We start from the raw sequence: 20099 nt of genomic DNA on the forward strand, positions 1-20099 counted from the left end.
AGGGCATGACGCGCGTCATGCCCTTTTTTCATGCCGGTCGCAGCAGGTCGGCCAGGGTTCGGGCGATGACCTTGGTGGCCCGCCGCAGGTCTTCCAGCACCACGCGCTCGTCGTTGCGCTTGGCGTGCGACTCCAGCACGGTGCGCGGGCCGGCGCCGTAGATCACGCCGGGAATGCCGGCCTCCGCGTACAGGCGCACGTCGGTGTAGAGCGGCGTGCCCATGGCGGGGATCGGCTCGCCGAACAGGTCCTGGCCATGCTTGCGGATGGCGTCGACCAGCGGCTGGTTGCCGGGCAGCGGCCGCATGGCGTTGGCCAGCAGCAGGCGCTTGATCTCGACGCGCAGGCCGGGCGTGGCGGCCGCGCCTTCTTCGATGATGCGGCGGATGTCGGCCTCGACCTCGGCCGCGTTCTCTTCCGGGATCATGCGGCGATCCAGCTTGAACACCACCTTGCCGGGCACCACGTTGGTGTTGGTGCCGCCTTCGATGCGGCCGATGTTCAGGTAGGGATGGCTGATGCCCTCGACCCGCGAAGTGATCTCGCGATAGCGCGCGTTCTGCGCGTACAGCGCGTTCATGATCGCGACCGCGCCCTGCAGCGCATCCACGCCGGTGGCGGGAATGGCGGCGTGCGCCATCTTGCCGTGCACCGTGACCTCCATTTGCAGGCAGCCATTGTGGGCCGTCACGACTTCATAGCTGAAGCCGGCCGCGATCAGCAGGTCGGGTTTCGTCAGGCCCTGGCGCAGCAGCCAGCCGGGACCGAGCAGGCCGCCGAATTCCTCGTCGTAGGTGAAGTGCAGTTCGACCGCGCCATGGCTCGGACGCGCCACCGCTTCCAGCGCGCGCAGCGCGAAGGTGAAGCTGGCGAAATCGCTCTTGCTGACCGCGGCGGCGCGCCCGTAGAGGCAGCCGTCCACGATCTCGGCGCCATACGGATCGTGCTCCCAGCCGTCGCCTGGCGGCACCACGTCGCCGTGGGCGTTGAGGGCGATGCGCCGGCCGCCGGCGCCGTATTCGCGGCGCACGATCAGGTTGGTGATGGACTCCATGCCGTAGGCGCGCACTTCGTCGGCGGGCACGGGATGGGACTCGGCCGGCAGGCCGAAACCTTGCAGCAGTTCCGCGGTGCGGACGGCGTGCGGGGCGTTGTTGCCCGGCGGCGTGTCGGTCGGCACGCGCACCAGTTCCTGCAGGAAGCGCACTTCTTCATCGAAGTGGGCGTCCACCCAGGCGTCGAGTCGGGCGTAGTCGGTCATGGTTCAGCTCGTTGCTTCGTTGGCGAGATCGTCAAGCAGCCGCTGCATTGCCTGCGCGGCCAGCTGCATGTCGTGGTTGGTGGTGGATTCGAGCGGGTTGTGGCTGATGCCGGCGTTCTGGCCGCGCACGAACAGCATGGCCTGCGGCATGATCTCGTGCAGCTTCATGGCATCGTGGCCGGCGCCGCTCGGCATGCAATGGACCGGCACGCCCAGGGCCTGCACGGCGCGTTCCCAGCGCTGCTGCCAGGCCGGCGCGCTGGGCGCGGCGGCGGCGCGCATGGTTTCCTCGAGCGTATAGCGCAGGCCGCGGCGCTGGCAGATCGCTTCCAATTCGGCCAGCACGTCGCTGGCCAGCGCATCGCGCTGCGGATCGCTGGGCGCGCGCAGGTCGAGGCTGAAGCGGCATTCGCCGGGAACCACGTTGATCGAGCCATTGGGCACTTCCAGCATGCCGACGGTGCCGACCGAGTCGCCGTCGCGCGCGGCGCGGCCTTCGACGAACACGATCAGCTCGGCCGCGGCCACGGCGGCGTCGCGGCGCCGGTCCATCGGCGTGGTGCCGGCATGGCAGGCCGTGCCATGGATCCGCACGCGGTAGCGCACGCAGCCGTTGATCGACGTGACCACGCCGAGCGGCAGGCCCATTTCATTGAGCACGGGGCCTTGTTCGATATGCACTTCGACAAAGCCCAGGTAGCGGGCCGGGTCGCGCTTGAGTTTGGGAATGTCGTCCACGCACAGCCCCGCGTGCGCCATGGCGTCGCGCATGCTGATGCCGTCAGCGTCCCGCTGTTCGAGCCAGCGCGGCTGGAAGTCGCCGATCAGCGCGCCGGAGCCGAGGAAGGTGGCCGGATAGCGCTGGCCTTCCTCTTCGGAAAAAGCGATGACTTCGATCGCGTAGGGCAGGCGCCGACCCTGGCGGTGCAGCGCGCGCACGCAGGCCATCGGCACGAAGATGCCGAGGCGGCCGTCGTATTTGCCGGCGTTGCGCACCGTGTCGTAATGGCTGCCGCTCATCAGGATGGGCGCGTCGGCGCGGTTGGCGTGATAGCGGCCGACCACGTTGCCGACCGCGTCAATGCCGACTTCGTCGAAGCCGCAATCGCGCATCCAGTGTGAGATGCGCTGGGCGCAGGCGCGGTGCGCGTCGGTCAGGTAGGTGACGGTGAGCTGGCCGTTCTCGGCGTAGCCCGGATCGCTGTGCGCGCTGAGTTTTTCCTGCCAGTCCCAGATGTCGTTGCCCAGGTCCGGTTCGACGCCGAAACGGTCGTAAAGCCGCACTTCGGCGTCACGGTGCAATTGGCGCAGGGCCTCCCGGCGTTCGTCGTCGGGCGCGTTGTGGCGGCGGCGTTCGAGCGCCTGGCGCCATTGCCCGTCTTGCGGGCCGGCGCCGCGCGGGCCGTAGTGGGACAGGATGAAGGGAAAGCCGAAACGCGCGGCATAGTCGGCGGCCAGCGCGGCGGCGTCCGCCGCCGCGTCGAGCATGGCGACGGGTTGAGCGCGCAGCAGCGCCAATTGCATGGCGGCGTCAGTGTCGTCCACCGCGCGCTGCAGGGCCAACTGCAACTGCGCCACGCTGTGCACCGGGCGCGCCCGCACCGCCTGCTCGGCGGCCCAGGGCGCGTGGGGATACAGGTCGGCCAGCATGGCGGCGGCGTCTTGCGGCGCGGCGTCGTTGAATCGGGCGAGGGTAGGGGCCATGGTTGCGCGGTTCAGGCAGCGGGTTGATAGGGATGGCGCGCCTGCCAGTGCCGGGCGATGTCCAGGCGGCGGCAGACCCACACGCGGTCATGGCGCGCGATGTGATCCAGGAAGCGTTGCAGGGCGACGATGCGGCCGGGCCGGCCCAGCAGGCGGCAATGCATGCCGATGCTGAGCATCTTGGGCGCCTCGTCGCCTTCCGCGTAGAGCGCGTCGAAGCTGTCTTTCAGGTACTGGAAGAACGGATCGGCGTGCGAATAGCCCTGCGGCAGCGCGAAGCGCATGTCGTTGCAGTCCAGCGTGTAGGGCACGATCAGTTGCGGCGCCACGCTGCCGTCGCTCTTTTGCACCCGCATCCAGAACGGCAGGTCGTCGCCGTAGTAGTCGCTGTCGTATTCGAAGCCGCCGTAGTCCGCCACCAGGCGGCGCGTGCGCGGGCTGTCGCGGCCGGTGTACCAGCCCAGCGGACGGGCGCCGGTCAGTTGCGTGATGGCCTCCATGCCCAGGCGCATGTGCTCGCGTTCGGTGGCTTCGTCCACGTTCTGGTAGTGCACCCAGCGCCAGCCGTGACAGGCGATCTCGTGGTCCAGCTCGACCAGCGCCGCGGCCAGCTCGGGGTGGCGTTGCAGCGCCATGCCGACGGCGAACACCGTCAGCGGCAGGCCGCGCTTTTCGAATTCACGCAGGATGCGCCAGACGCCCACGCGCGAGCCGTACTCGTAGATGCCTTCCATGCTCAGGTGGCGTTCCGGGTAGCTGGCCGGGTTGAACATCTCGGACAGGAATTGTTCGGATCCCGCGTCGCCATGCAAGACGCAGTTTTCGCCGCCTTCCTCGTAATTGAGCACGAACTGCACCGCGATGCGGGCGTTGCCGGGCCATCGCGCCTGCGGCGGGTTGCGGCCGTAGCCGATCAGGTCACGCGGGTAGGGCTGGGTTGAGTCGTAGGTGCTCATGACAAGGCGGGCGTGGACATCGTGTTCGACACGATAAGGTAAACCGCATTGTCTGTATACAATTTATGTACATCATTAGTGATGACCCTAATACGTCAGGCAAGTCCGATCGCCATGAAGCGAACCACCCGCCGGCGTGCGCCGCCGGCGGGTGGTTCCTGGGTATCGGCAAGAGCGGTTCAGCGCAGGTCGCCGCAGGGCCACCCGCTGGCGCCATAGCCGCCGTCAGCCGTTGCGGTAGAGAAAGCTGTAGGCGTTGATCGCCGGCACCCCCCCAAGATGCGCATACAGCACCCGGGAACCGGCGGGGATTTCCCCGCGCCGCACGATGTCCATCATGCCCTGCATCGATTTGCCCTCGTAGACCGGGTCGGTCATCATCCCTTCGAGCCGCGCGCACAGGCGGATCGCCTCGTTGGTCTCGGCCGATGGCAGGCCATAGGCCGGGTAGGCATAGCGCGTATCCAGCACCACGTCGCCGTCCGTGATGGGGCGCTCCAGGCCCACCATGTCGGCGGTGCGGCGCGCGATGCGCAGGATCTGCGCGCGGGTCTGGTCCGGCGTGGCCGAGGCGTCGATGCCGATGACACGGTCGGCGCGGCCGTCGGCGGCAAAGCCCACCACCATGCCGGCCTGCGTGCTGCCGGTGACGGCGCAGACCACGATGTAGTCGAACTTGAAGCCCAGCTCGGCCTCCTGCCGCCGCACCTCCTCGGCGAAGCCGACATAGCCCAGCCCGCCCAGCTCATGGTCGGAGGCGCCGGCCGGAATCGCGTACGGCTTGCCGCCGCGCTTGCGCACGTCCTCCAGCGCCTCTTCCCAACTACGGCGGAAACCGATGTCGAAGCCCTGGTCCACCAGGCGCACGTCGGCGCCCATCAGCCGGCTCATCATGATGTTGCCGACCCGGTCATAGAGCGCATCCGAGTAGTCCACCCAGTTTTCCTGCACCAGCACGCAGGCCAGGCCGAGCTTGGCGGCCACGGCCGCCACCATGCGGGTGTGGTTGGACTGGATGCCGCCGATGGTGACGAGCGTGTCGCAACCCTGTTCCAGCGCCTGGGGAATCAGGTATTCCAGCTTGCGCAGCTTGTTGCCGCCGAACGCCAGGCCGCTGTTGCAGTCCTCGCGCTTGGCGTAGATCTCGACCTTCCCGCCAAGGTGGGCGGACAGGCGCTCGAGCTTTTCGATGGGGGTGTCGCCGAAGGTCAGGCGGTGGCGGGGAAAGCGTTGCAGATCCATGCGGGCTCCTGGGGGAAGGGGGATCCGGGCGGGCCGCCGCGGATGGAAAAATCATAGGAATCCGCCGGATTGTTGGTCAATTGCGTATTTTCTTGGCTTCTTCCTTTTAAATTTTTAGGAAATTCGATTTTTGGATTTAATATTTATGAATAAAAAATAAAAACCAAATTAAATTTTATAGGGACATATTAGATGGCCGCCATCGCCGGGCTGGATCGCATCGACCGCCAGATCCTGCGCCTGCTGCAGCAGGACGCCCAGATCACCAACCTTGATCTGAGCGCGCGCGTGCATCTCAGTCCCGCCGCCTGCCTGCGGCGGGTGGAAAAGCTCAAGGCCGAGGGCATCATCAGAAAGACGGTGGCGCTGCTCGAACCGGCCGAGGTCGAGATGGCCACGCTGGTGATCGTCGGCGTGGTGCTGGATCGCTCCACGCCGGAGTCCTTCACCGACTTCGAGCAGGCCGCGCGCGGCATCAGCGGCTGCCTCGAGTGCCATCTGGTGGCGGGCGAGTTCGACTACTTCCTGATGCTGCGCATCCGCGACCTGGAGCGCTTCAACAAGCTGCATGCGGGCGAGATCATCAAGCTGCCCGGCGTGCGCCAGATCCGCACTTTTTTCGTGCTGAAAGAGATCCTGTCGACCACCGAACTGCCGCTCTGACGAGGCAATTGCGCAACACCTCGCGCACGGATCGAAAAAAATGCCGCAATGCGGCATTTTTCGTTCGCGGAATTTGCGGGCGCGTAGACGGCGTAATTGCAGGGGTTGCATGGACATTCCAACGCCGCATGAAACCATTCCTGGCGCGCTTTTGCGTCACGCAATCGCAAAAAGACGCCCGTAAACTCAAAGGGTTATACTTTCATGCATACGGCTTTCAAGGCTTGTACGCGCCTTCTGCCCCTGCTATCCGCTAAACGGGAAGCCCGTGTCGCGGAAGGTTTTCCTGCATCGTAATCGAGTGAAGCACTCGTAAAGGTGAAGCGATTATGTCTTCGGAAATAGAATCCCTATCCACGTCTTACTTGTTTGGGGGAAACGCCCCCTACGTTGAGGAGCTTTACGAAGCCTACCTCGACAACCCCGGTTCGGTACCTGACAACTGGCGCGAATACTTCGACCAGCTGCAGCACGCTCCCGCCACCGACGGCCAGGAATCCACCCGCGACCAGGCCCACGCTCCCATCGTCGAATCGTTCGCCCAGCGCGCCAAGGCCAATGCCTTCGTGCAACGCGCCGCCGAACCCGACCTGAGCGTCGCCTCCAAGCAAGTCTCGGTGCAATCGCTGATCGCCGCCTACCGCTCGCTCGGTTCGCGCTGGGCCGACCTGGATCCGCTCAAGCGCCAGGAACGTCCGCCGATCCCCGAACTCGATCCGGCCTTCTACGGCCTGACCGAAGCCGACCTGGACCAGACCTACTCGGCCACCAACACCTACTTCACGACCGCCAGCACCATGACGCTGCGCGACATCCTGAAGGCGCTGCGCGACACCTACTGCCGCAGCATCGGTGCCGAATTCACGCACATCTCCGACCCCGCCGCCAAGCGCTGGATCCAGGAACGCCTGGAAACCACGCTGGGTGCGCCGACCTACACGGCCGAAGAAAAGCGCCACATCCTGCAGCAACTGACCGAGTCCGAAGGCCTCGAGCGTTTCCTGCACACCAAGTACGTCGGCCAGAAGCGCTTCTCGCTGGAAGGCGGCGAAAGCTTCATCGCCTCGATGGACGAAGTGGTGAACCACGCCGGTGAAAACGGCGTCCAGGAAATCGTGGTCGGCATGGCCCACCGCGGCCGCCTGAACCTGCTCGTGAACATCATGGGCAAGATGCCCGGCGACCTGTTCGCCGAGTTCGAAGGCAAGCACGCCGAAGGCCTCACCGACGGCGACGTGAAGTACCACAACGGCTTCTCGAGCGACCTGTCGACCCGTGGCGGTCCGGTGCACCTGTCGCTGGCGTTCAACCCGTCCCACCTGGAAATCGTCAACCCCGTGGTCGAAGGCAGCGCGCGCGCTCGCCAGGAACGCCGCGGCGACGCCGAAGGCAAGCAAGTGCTGCCGGTGCTGGTGCACGGCGACGCGGCCTTCGCCGGCCAGGGCGTGGTGATGGAAACCCTGAACCTGGCCCAGACCCGCGGCTACGGCACGGGCGGCACGCTGCACATCGTCATCAACAACCAGATCGGCTTCACCACGTCGGATCCGCGCGACTCGCGTTCCACGCTGTATTGCACCGACGTCGTCAAGATGATCGAAGCGCCGGTGTTCCACGTCAACGGCGACGATCCCGAAGCCGTCGTGTTCGTGACCAAGCTGGCCCTGGACTACCGCCTGCAGTTCCGCCACGACGTCGTGGTCGACATCGTCTGCTTCCGCAAGCTGGGCCACAACGAGCAGGACACCCCGTCGCTGACGCAGCCGCTGATGTACAAGCGCATCGGCCATCACCCCGGCACGCGCAAGCTGTACGCCGACAAGCTGACCACGCAGGGCGTGCTGTCCGAGGGCGAAGCCGACCAACTGGTCAAGGACTACCGCCAACTGATGGAAGACGGCCAGCGCACCATCGAACCGGTGCTGACCGACTACAAGAGCAAGTACGCGATCGACTGGTCGCCGTTCCTGGGCGCCAAGTGGACCGACCAGGCCGACACCGCCGTGCCGCTGGCCGAGCTCAAGCGCATCGGCGAGCGCATCACCACCGTGCCGGAAGGCTTCACGGTGCACCCGCTGGTCGCCAAGCTGCTGAACGACCGCCGCACCATGGCCAAGGGCGAAATGAACCTGGACTGGGGCATGGGCGAACACCTCGCCTTCGCCACGCTGGTGTCCTCGGGCTACGCCATCCGCATCACCGGCCAGGACTCGGGCCGTGGCACGTTCACGCACCGCCATGCCGTGCTGCACGACCAGAACCGCGAGCGCTGGAACGACGGCACCTACATTCCGCTGCAGAATGTCTCGGAAGGCCAGGCCCCGTTCACTGTGATCGACTCGGTGCTGTCCGAAGAGGCCGTGCTGGGCTTCGAATACGGCTACTCGAGCGCCGAACCCAACACGCTGACCATCTGGGAAGGCCAGTTCGGTGACTTCGTCAACGGCGCCCAGGTCGTGATCGACCAGTTCATCAGCTCCGGCGAAGCCAAGTGGGGCCGCCAGTCGGGCCTGACCCTGATGCTGCCGCACGGCTACGAAGGCCAGGGCCCCGAGCACTCGTCGGGCCGCATCGAGCGCTTCCTGCAGCTGTGCGCCGACAACAACATGCAAGTGATCCAGCCGACCTCGGCCTCGCAGATCTTCCATGTGCTGCGCCGCCAGATGATCCGTCCGTTCCGCAAGCCGCTGGTGCTGTTCACGCCCAAGTCGCTGCTGCGCAACAAGGACGCCGGCTCGCCCCTGACCGAACTGGCCGGCGGCAGCTTCCGCCCGGTGATCGGCGAGGTCGACGAGGCCATCGACGCCGCCAAGGTCAAGCGCGTGCTGGCTTGCTCGGGCAAGGTCTACTACGATCTGGTCAATGCCCGCCGTGAACGTGGCGCCGACAACGTCGCCATCGTCCGCGTCGAGCAGCTGTACCCGTTCGCGCACAAGTCGTTCGAAGCCGAACTGCGCAAGTACCCGAAGGCCACCGAAGTGATCTGGGTCCAGGACGAGCCGCAGAACCAGGGCCCGTGGTTCTACGTTCAGCATCACGTGTACGAGAACATGGTCGAAGGCCAGAAGCTGGGCTACGCCGGTCGCGCCGCGTCGGCTTCGCCGGCCGTGGGCTACCTGGCCAAGCACCAGGAGCAGCAGAAGGCGCTGATCGAAGCGGCTTTCGCGCCCAAGTTCAAGGCCATGCTGACCAAGTAACCCAACCCGATGCACGCGCGGCGTGCGGCAAGTTGCAGAAATCCAATTTCGAACTTTGCCCGCGCCGCGCGGTCCAGAACACACACTCTACGGAATAAACAAAATGGCTATCACCGACGTCGTCGTCCCCCAACTCTCCGAATCCGTTTCCGAAGCGACCCTGCTGACCTGGAAGAAGCAGCCCGGCGCTGCCGTCGAAGCGGACGAAATCCTGATCGAAGTCGAGACCGACAAGGTCGTGCTGGAAGTGCCGGCCCCCGCCTCGGGCGTGCTGGCTGAAATCGTCAAGGGCGATGGCAGCACCGTGACCTCGGGCGAAGTCCTGGCCCGTATCGACACCGCCGGCAAGGCCGCCGCCACCCCGGCCACCGCCCCCGCCGCCGAAGCGCCCAAGGCCGCCGCGCAAGCCGCCGCCGCCCCGGCCGCTCCCGCCTCGACCGCCGCCGCCGGCGTGGCTTCGCCCGCCGCCGCCAAGATCCTCGCCGAAAAGGGCGTGGACGCCGCCAACGTGGCCGGCACCGGCCGTGACGGCCGCGTCACCAAGGGCGACGCCCTGAACGCGAGCGCCCCCGCCGCCAAGGCCGCCCCGGCCAAGGCCCCGGCCGCCCCCGCCCCGACCACGCTGTCACTGGACGGCCGTCCGGAACAACGTGTGCCGATGAGCCGCCTGCGCGCCCGCATCGCCGAGCGCCTGCTGCAATCGCAGCAGGAAAACGCGATCCTGACCACGTTCAACGAAGTGAACATGCAAGCGGTCATCGATCTGCGCAACAAGTACAAGGACAAGTTCGAGAAAGAGCACGGCATCAAGCTGGGCTTCATGTCGTTCTTCGTCAAGGCCGCCGTTGCCGCGCTGAAGAAGTTCCCGCTGATCAACGCCTCGATCGACGGCAAGGACATCATCTACCACGGCTACTTCGACATCGGTATCGCTGTCGGCAGCCCGCGTGGCCTGGTGGTGCCGATCCTGCGCAACGCCGACCAACTGTCGATCGCTGAAATCGAAAAGACCATCGCCGACTTCGGCCGCCGCGCCGCCGACGGCAAGCTGGGCATCGAAGAGATGACCGGCGGCACGTTCTCGATCTCCAACGGTGGCGTGTTCGGCTCGATGCTGTCGACCCCGATCATCAACCCGCCGCAATCGGCCATCCTGGGCGTGCACGCCACCAAGGAACGCGCCGTGGTGGAAAACGGCCAGATCGTCATCCGCCCGATGAACTACCTGGCCCTGTCCTACGACCACCGCATCATCGACGGCCGCGAAGCCGTGCTGGGCCTGGTCGCCATGAAGGACGCCCTGGAAGATCCGCAGCGCCTGTTGCTGGACCTGTAATCTCGGCGCCCTGAGCCCGGCGCCCGCGCGACCTGTGTGTCGGCGGCGCCCGGCCGGCCCCACGGGCCGGCTCGCGCGGGCCGGGGCGAGTTTCACTCCCTCCTCATTCGCGAGAACACTATGTCCAAACAATTCGACGTCGTCGTCATCGGCGCGGGCCCCGGCGGCTACATCGCTGCCATCCGCGCCGCGCAGCTCGGCATGTCGGTGGCTTGCATCGACGCCTGGCAGAATGGCCAAGGCGGCCCGGCTCCCGGCGGCACCTGCACCAACGTCGGCTGCATCCCGTCCAAGGCGCTGCTGCAATCGTCCGAACACTTCGAGCAGGCCAACCACCACTTCGCCGAGCACGGCATCGAAGTCAAGGGCGTCAGCCTGAAGCTCGACACGCTGATCGGCCGCAAGAACTCGGTGGTCAAGCAGAACAACGACGGCATCCTGTACCTGTTCAAGAAGAACAAGGTCACCTTCTTCCATGGCAAGGGCGCGTTCGCCGGCCAGGTCGAGGGCGGCTGGGCCATCAAGGTCACCGGCACCGCCGAGGAAGACCTGGTTGCCAAGCACGTGGTGGTCGCCACCGGTTCGTCGGCGCGCGAGCTGCCCGGCCTGCCGTTCGATGAAAAGGTCGTACTGTCCAACGACGGCGCGCTGAACATCGGCGCCGTGCCGAAGACGCTGGGCGTGATCGGCGCCGGCGTGATCGGCCTGGAAATGGGCAGCGTGTGGCGCCGCCTGGGCGCCGAAGTCACCATCCTGGAAGCGATGCCCGAGTTCCTGGCCGCCGCCGACCAGCAAGTGGCCAAGGAAGCCCTGAAGGCCTTCACCAAGCAAGGCCTGAACATCCAGATGGGCGTCAAGATCGGCGAGATCAAGGCGACCGCCAAGTCGGTGACCGTGCCCTACGTCGACGCCAAGGGCGCCGAGCAGAAGCTGGTGGTGGACAAGCTGATCGTCTCGATCGGCCGCGTGCCCTACACCGGCGGCCTGAACGCCGATGCCGTGGGCCTGAAGCTCGACGAGCGCGGCTTCGTCGCCGTGGACGGCGACTGCAAGACCAACCTGCCCAACGTCTGGGCGGTGGGCGACGTGGTGCGCGGCCCGATGCTGGCGCACAAGGCCGAGGAAGAGGGCGTGGCGGTTGCCGAGCGCATCGCCGGCCAGCACGGCCACGTCAACTTCGACACCGTGCCGTGGGTGATCTACACCTCGCCGGAAATCGCCTGGGTCGGCAAGACCGAGCAGCAGCTCAAGGCCGAAGGCCGCGAGTACAAGGCCGGCAGCTTCCCGTTCCTGGCCAACGGCCGCGCCCGCGCGCTGGGCGACACCACCGGCTTTGCCAAGGTGATCGCCGACGCCAAGACCGACGAGGTCCTGGGCGTGCACATCGTCGGTCCGATGGCCTCGGAACTGATCTCGGAAGCCGTGACCATCATGGAATTCCGCGGCGCCGCCGAAGACATCGCCCGCATCTGCCACGCGCATCCGACGCTGTCGGAAGCCGTGAAGGAAGCTGCCCTGGCCGTTGACAAGCGCGCCTTGAACTTCTGATCCGCCACGCTGCGGCTCTGCCAAAGGGGGCGGGTTTTCGGACCCGCCCTTTTTTTCTTTTGCCTGTGTCATCTCCATGAACGTCCGCGAATACTACGAACACGCCCTGGCCGAACGCGGCTACAAGCCCGATGAAGCCCAGAAGAAGGCGATCGACCGGCTGCAGCGCTATTACGACGAGTGGGTCAAGTTCAAGGCGATGCGCTCGAACGCCCTGAAGAAGCTGCTGAACCGTCCCGATGTGCCGCGTGGCGTCTATCTGTGGGGCGGGGTGGGGCGCGGCAAGAGCTTCCTGATGGACGCCTTCTATGCCACCGTGCCGGTGGTGCGCAAGACGCGCCTGCACTTTCACGAATTCATGCGCGGCGTGCATCGCGAGCTGGAGGAAGTGAAGGGCATGCAGGATCCGCTGGACGAAGTGGCCAGGCGCGTGGCCAAGCGCTACCGCCTGATCTGTTTCGACGAGTTCCACGTGTCGGACGTGGCGGATGCGATGATCCTGCACCGCCTGCTGTTCAAGTTGTTCGAGTACGGCACCTCGTTCGTGATGACCTCCAACTACGAGCCGTCGACGCTGTATCCCGACGGCCTGCACCGCGACCGCGTGCTGCCGGCGATCGAGCTGATCCAGGCGCGCATGGACGTGATGAACGTGGACGCCGGCGTCGATTACCGCCGCCGCTCGCTCGAGCAGGTGCAGTGCTATCACACGCCGCTGGACGAGCGCGCGCAACAGGCCTTGCAGCAGGCCTTCGACAGCCTGGCCGACACGCCGCCACAGGAGCCGCTGCTGCATATCGAGCATCGCGAGATCCGTGCGCTGGCGCTGGCCGGTTCGGTGGTGTGGTTCGACTTCGCCACGCTTTGCGGCGGCCCGCGTTCGCAGAACGATTACCTGGAGCTGGCCAACCGCTTCCATGCGGTGATCCTGTCCGGCGTGCCACGGATGGGGCCGCGCCAGGCTTCCGAGGCGCGCCGCTTCACCTGGCTGATCGACGTGTTCTACGACCATCGCGTCAAGCTGATCATGTCGGCCGAATGCGAGCCGGAAGAGATCTACACCGAGGGCGCGCTGGCCAATGAGTTCCATCGCACGGTGTCGCGCATCCTGGAAATGCAGTCGCGCGAATACCTCGAGTCGGAACGCCGCCTGACCGTAACGTTGTAGTTATGCCGCAAGCGTCCGCCCGCCGGGCGGACGTGGCGCAATTTGCGTCATTTGCATTGGTAATGCAAGTCATTATCAATTAACATCCGAAGACTTCTGGTCCCGCGCCGCAGTCTTCCCGTGTCTTCCCCCCTCCTTTCGTCTCCGGCCTCTTGCGCCGATGCGCCCGCCACGCAGGTCGATGGCCTGTACCGGGACCATCGGCCGTGGCTGTTCGGATGGCTGCGCCGCAAGCTCGGCTGTGCGCATCGCGCCGAAGACCTGGCGCAGGACGTGTTCGTGCGCGTGATCCAGGGCCGCAAGACGGTTCGCGCGGGCGAGGCCCGGGCGTTGCTGACCACCATCGCCAAGGGGCTGGTGATCGACCATCAGCGCCACGCGGCGTTGGAGCATGCCTATCTGGCTTATCTGGCCGCCTTGCCCGAGGTCCATGCGCCGTCGCCCGAAACGCAGGCCGAGCAGATGCAGGCCCTGGTGCGGCTCGATCGCCTGCTCGACCGCCTGCCGGCCAAGGCGCGCTCGGCGTTCCTGCTGTCGCAGCTGGACGGCCTGACCTATCCCGAGATTGCCCAGCGGCTGGGCGTGTCGCTCAGTTCGGTGCAGCAGTACATGGTGCGCGCCATGTCGGCCTGCTATGCCGCGCTTTATGACTAGCGCCATGCCGCCCGATGCGGTGGTGCGCCAGGCCATCGCCTGGTGGGCGCGCTTGCAGTCGGGCATAGCCGATGCCGGCGAGCGCGAGGCCTGTCAGGCCTGGCTGGCGCAGGATCCGGCGCATCGCAAGGCCTGGGAGCGGCTGGAAACGATCGGCCGCGATGCACGCCGCGTGCCGGCGGCGCTGGCGCATACGGCGCTGGACGGCCCGGCGACGCCAGGCCGCCGCGTGGCCCTGCGCAATTTGCTGACGCTGGCTGGGGTGGGCGTGGCGGGTTGGGCTGGCTACCGGCATGCGCCGTGGCAGCGCCTGGCCGCCGATGTCAGCACCGGCATCGGCGAACGGCGCGCGGTGGCGGTGGCCGACGGCCTGCACGTCACCCTGAACAGCGACAGCGCGCTGCGGCTGCGGCGGGCAAGCGGCGCGCGCGGCGTCCTCCTGTTGCGCGGCGAGATCCTGGTCAGCGCGCAGGCGCGACCAGGCGCCGCCCCGGTGCGCGTGGACACCGGCCATGGTGTGCTGCTGGCGGACAACGCGCGTTTCGACGTGCGCCGCACGCCGGGTGGCCTGCAGCTGGGTGTCTACGAGGGCAGTGTCGCCTTGCTGCGCGATGGCGCGTCGACGCAGGCCGCCGAAGCGGGCGAACGCCTGAGCTACGACGACCTGGGCGGGGTCGAGCGGCAGGCGGCCGATCCGGATCGCCTGGCCTGGGTCGACGGCCTGGTGGTGGCCAAGGACTGGCGCCTGGACCATTTCGCCGATTACCTGGCGCGCCAGCGAGTCGGCGTGATCCGGGTGGACCCGGCGGTGGCGGGCCTGCGGCTGTCGGGCGTGTTCCCGCTGGACGACGCCGAGCGCGCGCTCCGGGCGCTGGAGCCGGCGCTGCCCATCGTGGTGACGCGCCACACACAGTACTGGCTGCAGGTCGGGCCACGCGCGGCCTGAGCGTTACAAATTTCCTGATCGATGTATTGCAGGTTTTCCTTCCTGGTACGGAAAGGCAGACATAGAGACCTACGTACAAGGGAGTTTTTCGTGTCCGCTTCATCTTGCCCGCGCCTGGGCGCATCGTTGACCGCCGGCCGTCTGGCCGTGCTTGCCGCCACTTGTGCCGGCGCCTGGCTGGCCGCCGCGCCCGCCGCCTGGGCGCAAGCCTCGCCCGCCGCGGCCCAGGCGCCGCGCACTTATCAGATCGCCGCCGGTCCGTTGGGCGATGCGCTGACCCAATTCGCGCGCAGCGCGGGCGTGGTGCTGTCGTTCGATCCGGCGCAGGTGCGCGGCCTGCGGTCCGAAGGCCTGAACGGCGCCTATCCGGTGGGCGCCGGCTTCGCCCGCATCCTGGCTGGCAGTGGCCTGCAGGCGCGGGCCCAGGCGGGCAATTCCTGGACGCTGGTGGCGGCGCCCTCCGGCGACACGCTGACGCTGGCGCCGGTGACGGTGTCGGCCAATTCCCTGAGCGCCTTCGCGCCGACCGTGGGCTACGTGGCCGGCGCCAGCGTCAGCGCCACCAAGACCGACACCCCGCTGATCGAGACGCCGCAATCCGTGTCCGTGGTCACACGCGAGCAGATCGCGGAACAGGGCGCGCAGACGCTGAACCAGGTGTTGCGCTACACGCCCGGCGTGGCGACCGAAACGCGCGGCGCGACCGCCACGCGGCTGGACCAGTTCAGCGTGCGCGGCTTCTCCGCATCGACCTACCTGGACGGCCTGCGTGTGTTCGGCGGGCGCGATGCCTTGCCGCAGGTGGACGCCTATCGTCTGGAGCGCGTCGATGTGCTGAAAGGGCCGGCCTCGGTGATGTACGGGCAGGGCGGCCCGGGCGGCGTGGTCAACCAGGTCAGCAAGCGGCCGCTGGAAGAAGCGCTGCATGAAGTCGAGCTTCAGGTTGGCAACTACGATTACCGGCGCGCCAACTTCGACTTCGGCGGCCCGCTGGACGCGGAGGGCAAGTACCTGTATCGCCTGGTGGGATCGGGCTACATGTCCGACGGCCAGATCGACCACACCAAGGAGCGCCGCTACTTCGTCTCGCCGGCCTTCACGTGGAAGCCCAACGGCGACACCTCGCTCACCGTGCTGACGAACTTCCAGCGCGATCCCGACATGGGGTCGTATGGCGCCGCGCCGCCGATGCGCACCCTGCTATCGGCGCCGGACGGCATCCGCCTGTCGCCGCGTTACTACGACGGCGACGCCAATTTCGAGAAGAGCGACCGCAAGAGCTATTCGCTCGGCTACGTGCTGGACCACCGTTTCAGCGATGCCCTGAAGGCGACGCAGAGCCTGCGCTGGACCCATTCCGACGCCAAGTACCGCAGCGTCTATGGCGCATCCAGCCGCTTCTACGGCTACACCGACAGCCGCTACCTGTACCAGCAGCGGGCCGCGATCGCCACCGATGTCGAGGTCGGCGCCCTGACCATCGACAACAACCTGCAGGCGCGTTTCAACACCGGCGCCTTTGGCCACACCGTGCTGCTGGGCCTGGACTACCAGCATGTCAAGACCGACACGCTGTCCGGCTTCGGCAGCGCGCCCGCGCTGAATGTGATGAACCCCGACAACCACCAGGACATCCCGGTGCCGGCGTTTTCCACCGATGCCACCACCACGCAATATCAGACCGGTCTGTACTTACAGGACCAGATCAAGATCGACCGCCTGTCGGTATTGCTGGGAGGGCGCTACGACTGGTCGCGCAACGTCGGCGAAAGCACCGCCATCGCCACCGGCCGCACCACGCCCTCGTCGTTGCGCGCGCAGGCCTTCACCGGCCGTTTCGGCGTGATCTACAACTTCGACAACGGCGTGGCGCCGTACTTCAGCTACTCGGAATCGTTCGAGCCGCAGTCGGGCACGGGCTGGAACAACGCGCTGTTCAAGCCGATCGAGGGCAACCAGTACGAGGTCGGCATCAAGTACCAGCCGCCGGGCAGCGCGACGTTGCTGTCGGTGGCCGCGTTCGACATCCGCCGCGAAAACATGCTGACCACCGATCCGGACCCGACGCATCTGTGCGGCACGTCCAACGCGCGCTGCCAGATCCAGTCGGGCGAATTGCGCACGCAGGGCATCGAGCTCGAAGCCAAGACCGAACCCCTGCGCGGGCTGACGCTGATGGCGGGCTATTCACTGCTGGACAACGCCTATTCCAAGTCCAACCCCGGCACCACGGGGCTGAACCTCAAGGGCAAGGCGCCGGTGGGCGTGCCGTCGCAGCAGGCATCGGCCTGGGCCCGCTACCAGTTGCAAGGCGGTCCGCTGGCCGGCCTGGGCGTGGGCGGCGGCGTGCGCTACATCGGTTCGTCGTACGGGGATGAAGCCAACACCATGAAGGTGCCGTCGGTGACGCTGTTCGACCTGATGCTGGACTACGACATGGGCCGCGTGTCGCCGTCGCTCAAGGGCATGCAGGTGGCGCTGAACGTGCAGAACCTGTTCGACAAGGAATATATCGCGTCGTGCTCGGGTGATTCGTGGTGCTGGTACGGCTACCAGCGCTCGATCAAGGCCAGCCTGCGCTATCGCTGGTAGACAGGACGGCCCGTCCGCGGCGTAGCCGTGGACGGGCAGGCACGCAAAGTCTCGCATCGTAGTGAGAATGGTTATAATTCAGACCCTTGCCGAGAGAGAGCCGTCGCGGGGCGGTTCCAGACCGGCATTCACAACAGGAAAATCGACAATGAAATTCGCAAGGACTTTGGCAGCCATGGCGCTGCTGGGCAGCGCCGGCGCGGCGCAGGCGCACTTCGTCTGGCTCGAGCGGGCCGACCAGGGCCCGGCAAAGGCGTACTTCGGCGAATGGGCGGACGACCTGCGTGAAAAGCGCGACGGCCTGCTGGGCAAGGTCCTGGTGGCGCCGGTGGTGACCGGCGCCGACGGCAAGGCGCTCAAGGCGTCGGCCGAGGGCGCGGATTTCGTCGAGTTCGCCGCCAGCGGCAAGGGCGACGTGCGCCTGTCGCAGCCGATCCAGTTCAAGGACACGCTGATGCAGTACGGCGCCAAGGCCGGCCGCGAAGACACCCAGGGCAAGCTCGACCTGGAACTGGTGCCGGCCGCCGCGGGCAGCAACACCTTCGTGCTGCAGTTCAAGGGCAAGCCGCTGGCCAAGACCGAAGTCACCGTGTTCGGCCCGCCCAAGTGGGAAAAGCGTTTCCGCAGCGACGAGAACGGCCGCATCGAGATCACCACGCCGTGGCCGGGCCAGTACGTGCTGGAAGCCGCCCACGTCGAGGACAAGGCCGGCGAGGCCGATGGCAAGGCCTACGCCAAGATCCGCTACGTTTCCACCCTGACCTTCAACGTGACCAAGTGAAAGCTCCCGCAGCCGGCGCAGGCATGATGCGCTACCGTCTGGCCGTGGCCTCGCGGGCCCTGGCCGCCATCCTCGGCGGCTACGGCCTGGCCTCGGCGGCCGCGGCCTGCCTGGCCGTCTGGCTGCCCATGCAGCGCGCCGACGCCGTCGTCACGGCGCAGATGTCGGCCTTCGTGGTCTACACCTGTGGCGTCATCTGGGTGTTCGCCACCCGCAACGCCTGGCGCGCCTGGGCCGGCATCCTGTTGCCGGCGGCGCTATTCGGCGGCCTGTTCCTGATCGGCCGCATGGTGGGGGCGGCATGAAACCTGCCAAAGGAAAAGCGCAAGGCGAAGAAGGCCTGCGCCAATCCATGTCGTGGCTGCACACCTGGTCGGGCTTGATCTTCGGTTGGGTGCTGTTCGCGATGTTCCTGACCGGCACGCTGTCGTTCTTCCGTCCCGAGATCACCCGCTGGATGCAGCCCGAGATCCAGGCGCAGGCCGCGCCCACGCTCGAATCCGTGGCCATGGCCCAGCGCTACCTGACCGAGCACGCGCCCGACGCCAAGCGCTGGTTCATCACGCCGCCAACCGATCGCGAACCGCTGATCCAGCTGCTGTACCAGGCGCCCAAGCCCAAGCCGGGCGAGCGCGGCTTCGTGCGCGTCAAGCTCGACCCGCGGACCGGCCAGGCCGTCGCCGGGCGCGAGACGCGCGGCGGCGATTTCTTCTACCGCTTCCATTTCGAACTCGAAACGGCCTTTCCGTGGGGGCGCTGGCTCGCCAGCATCGCCGGCATGTTCATGCTGGTGGCCATCATCAGCGGCATCATCACGCACAAGAAGATCTTCGCCGACTTCTTCACCTTCCGCCCGAAGAAGGGCGGCCAGCGGGCCTGGATGGACGGCCACAACGCGCTCTCGGTTCTGGGATTGCCGTTCCACCTGATGATCACCTTCAGCGGGCTGGTGCTGTTCATGGCCATGCTGATGCCCGCCGGCATCATGGCGGTCTATGAAAACCCGCGACAGTATTCCGACGACGTGTTCGCGGCCTTCAAGGTCACGCCGCCGCGCAACGAGGCCGCGCCCCTCGTCGCGCTTGCGCCGCTGGTGGATCAGGTGCAGCAGCGCTGGCATGGCCGCGTGGGCCGCGTGACCGTCAACAACCCGGGCGATGCCGGCGCCACCGTCACCTTGACGCGCGATGCGGCGGACGGCGTGTCGTACGGCCGGCTCGCGCCCTATGCGCGCTTTGATGGCGTCACCGGCGCCTTCCTGGAAGGGCAGGACGAACTGAGCCCCACCGTGCGCACCGCCGGCGTGGTCGTCGGCCTGCACCTGGGCCTGTTCGCCGAGCCGCTGCTGCGCTGGTTCTATTTCCTGGTCAGCCTGGCGGGCACAGGCATGGTCGGTTCCGGCCTGGTGTTGTGGATCGCCAAGCGCCGCCAGAAGGCGCGTCCCGGTGCGCGCGAGGCCTTCTCGCTGCGCCTGGTGGACGGCCTGAACGCCGGCACCATCGCCGGCCTGTTCATCGCGGTGGCCGCGTTCTTCTGGGCCAACCGGTTGGTGCCGACCGACCTGCCGGGCCGCCAGCTGTGGGAAGTGCGTGCGTTCTTCGCCGCCTGGGGCCTGTCGTTGGTGTATGCGTTCCTGTTCCACAGGCGCAAGTGGGTTGACCTGCTCACGATTGCCGCCGCCTCGCTGGCGCTGGTGCCGGTGGTCAATGCCCTGACCACCTCGCGTCACCTCGGCGTGTCGCTGCCGGCGGGCGATTGGGTCATGGCCGGGTTCGACCTGACCTGCCTGGCTGGCGCGCTGTTGCTGGGCTGGATGGCACGCCGGGCGGCCCGGGCGCGCAAGGCGTCGGCCAAGGGCTCCACCCAGACGCCGGCCCGGGCGCGGGCCGCGACGCCCGCCGCCGTGCCCGTCCCGGCCCCGGTCCAGGTCCAGGCCCAGGCCCAGGCCCAGGCCCAGGTCCAGGCCCAGGCCCAGGCCCAGGCCCAGGCCCAGGCCCAGGCGCGCCGCCGCGCCGCCACCGCGCTGGAGCCGCCGCCTTCTCCTTCCGATG

Annotated in this window: 15 protein-coding genes; 11 read left to right on the top strand and 4 right to left on the bottom strand. The window is 67.0% G+C overall.

Going from position 1 to position 20099, the window contains the following annotated elements:
- Window positions 1–28: 28 nt before the first annotated feature.
- From AruCF_RS04565 to AruCF_RS04580, 4 genes are all read right to left on the bottom strand, one after another.
- Complete coding sequence (locus tag AruCF_RS04565) at window positions 29–1261, bottom strand: M20 family metallopeptidase (RefSeq protein WP_049072261.1); 1233 nt, start codon at window positions 1259–1261, stop codon at window positions 29–31.
- Window positions 1262–1264: 3 nt separating this feature from the next.
- Window positions 1265–2965 (bottom strand): hydantoinase/carbamoylase family amidase, encoded by a 1701-nt coding sequence (locus AruCF_RS04570; RefSeq protein ID WP_049072263.1) that lies wholly within the window; start codon window positions 2963–2965, stop codon window positions 1265–1267.
- Between the two features lie 11 nt (window positions 2966–2976).
- Window positions 2977–3921 carry an allantoinase PuuE gene (gene puuE / locus AruCF_RS04575; protein ID WP_049072265.1) on the bottom strand — a complete coding sequence of 315 codons (945 nt, stop codon included), beginning with the start codon at window positions 3919–3921 and terminating at the stop codon, window positions 2977–2979.
- Between the two features lie 225 nt (window positions 3922–4146).
- The gene (locus AruCF_RS04580; protein WP_049072266.1) at window positions 4147–5163 is read right to left on the bottom strand and encodes a 1-aminocyclopropane-1-carboxylate deaminase; all 1017 of its coding nucleotides are present in this window, start codon (window positions 5161–5163) and stop codon (window positions 4147–4149) included.
- Between the two features lie 192 nt (window positions 5164–5355).
- Between AruCF_RS04580 and AruCF_RS04585 the strand changes: the two genes are divergently transcribed.
- From AruCF_RS04585 to AruCF_RS04635, 11 genes are all read left to right on the top strand, one after another.
- On the top strand, window positions 5356–5826 hold the full coding sequence (locus tag AruCF_RS04585; protein WP_049072267.1) for an Lrp/AsnC family transcriptional regulator: 471 nt from the start codon (window positions 5356–5358) through the stop codon (window positions 5824–5826).
- A gap of 329 nt (window positions 5827–6155) precedes the next feature.
- The gene (locus tag AruCF_RS04590; RefSeq protein WP_049072268.1) at window positions 6156–9023 is read left to right on the top strand and encodes a 2-oxoglutarate dehydrogenase E1 component; all 2868 of its coding nucleotides are present in this window, start codon (window positions 6156–6158) and stop codon (window positions 9021–9023) included.
- Between the two features lie 103 nt (window positions 9024–9126).
- Window positions 9127–10359: a 2-oxoglutarate dehydrogenase complex dihydrolipoyllysine-residue succinyltransferase gene (odhB, locus tag AruCF_RS04595; RefSeq protein WP_049072270.1), complete on the top strand. Its 1233-nt coding sequence runs from the start codon at window positions 9127–9129 to the stop codon at window positions 10357–10359.
- Between the two features lie 120 nt (window positions 10360–10479).
- Complete coding sequence (gene lpdA / locus AruCF_RS04600) at window positions 10480–11907, top strand: dihydrolipoyl dehydrogenase (protein WP_049072272.1); 1428 nt, start codon at window positions 10480–10482, stop codon at window positions 11905–11907.
- 76 nt (window positions 11908–11983) lie between these two features.
- Window positions 11984–13075 (top strand): cell division protein ZapE, encoded by a 1092-nt coding sequence (zapE, locus tag AruCF_RS04605; RefSeq protein WP_049072273.1) that lies wholly within the window; start codon window positions 11984–11986, stop codon window positions 13073–13075.
- A gap of 120 nt (window positions 13076–13195) precedes the next feature.
- On the top strand, window positions 13196–13729 hold the full coding sequence (locus tag AruCF_RS04610; RefSeq protein WP_049072275.1) for a sigma-70 family RNA polymerase sigma factor: 534 nt from the start codon (window positions 13196–13198) through the stop codon (window positions 13727–13729).
- Window positions 13722–14675 (top strand): DUF4880 domain-containing protein, encoded by a 954-nt coding sequence (locus AruCF_RS04615; RefSeq protein ID WP_054416817.1) that lies wholly within the window; start codon window positions 13722–13724, stop codon window positions 14673–14675. The genes AruCF_RS04610 and AruCF_RS04615 overlap by 8 nt, the downstream gene beginning before the upstream one ends.
- Before the next feature lie 90 nt (window positions 14676–14765).
- Entirely contained in the window at window positions 14766–17267 is a 2502-nt protein-coding gene (locus tag AruCF_RS04620) for a TonB-dependent siderophore receptor (RefSeq protein ID WP_144419088.1), read from the top strand.
- Window positions 17268–17415: 148 nt separating this feature from the next.
- Window positions 17416–18048: a DUF4198 domain-containing protein gene (locus AruCF_RS04625; RefSeq protein ID WP_049072277.1), complete on the top strand. Its 633-nt coding sequence runs from the start codon at window positions 17416–17418 to the stop codon at window positions 18046–18048.
- A 23-nt stretch (window positions 18049–18071) separates the two neighbouring features.
- Entirely contained in the window at window positions 18072–18353 is a 282-nt protein-coding gene (locus AruCF_RS04630; RefSeq protein ID WP_049072278.1) for a DUF3649 domain-containing protein, read from the top strand.
- Window positions 18350–20099: PepSY-associated TM helix domain-containing protein (locus AruCF_RS04635; protein ID WP_254431168.1), on the top strand; the 1750-nt coding region annotated here is incomplete at its 3' end. The genes AruCF_RS04630 and AruCF_RS04635, both read left to right, overlap by 4 nt.

The organism is Achromobacter ruhlandii (assembly GCF_002082135.1).
Taxonomy (GTDB): domain Bacteria; phylum Pseudomonadota; class Gammaproteobacteria; order Burkholderiales; family Burkholderiaceae_B; genus Achromobacter; species Achromobacter ruhlandii.